Raw genomic sequence first — 234 nt, 5'->3', positions numbered from 1 at the left:
CATTACGTGAAGCTGATGTCGGAATATCTGTTAATACTGCTACTGATATTGCGAAAGAAGCTTCCGATATTATTCTACTCGAAAAAAGTTTAACTATATTAGAAGCAGGTATTTTAGAAGGACGTACTACATTCGGAAATATTTTAAAATATATTAAGATGACAGCTAGCTCTAACTTCGGTAATGTGTTTAGCGTGTTAGTAGCAAGTGCTTTCATTCCTTTTTTACCGATGC

The 234-nt window shown here is 34.2% G+C and carries 1 protein-coding gene; it reads left to right on the top strand.

Annotated features, from left to right (window positions below):
- On the top strand, positions 1–234 hold a 234-nt coding region (locus MR167_RS32395), incomplete at both ends, for a hypothetical protein (RefSeq protein WP_242316302.1).

This window comes from Bacillus cereus group sp. BfR-BA-01355, from assembly GCF_022663675.1.
GTDB classification, from domain to species: domain Bacteria; phylum Bacillota; class Bacilli; order Bacillales; family Bacillaceae_G; genus Bacillus_A; species Bacillus_A thuringiensis_S.
Note: the sequence above shows the minus strand (reverse complement) of the source record. Positions and strands in the feature narration are given on the sequence as shown.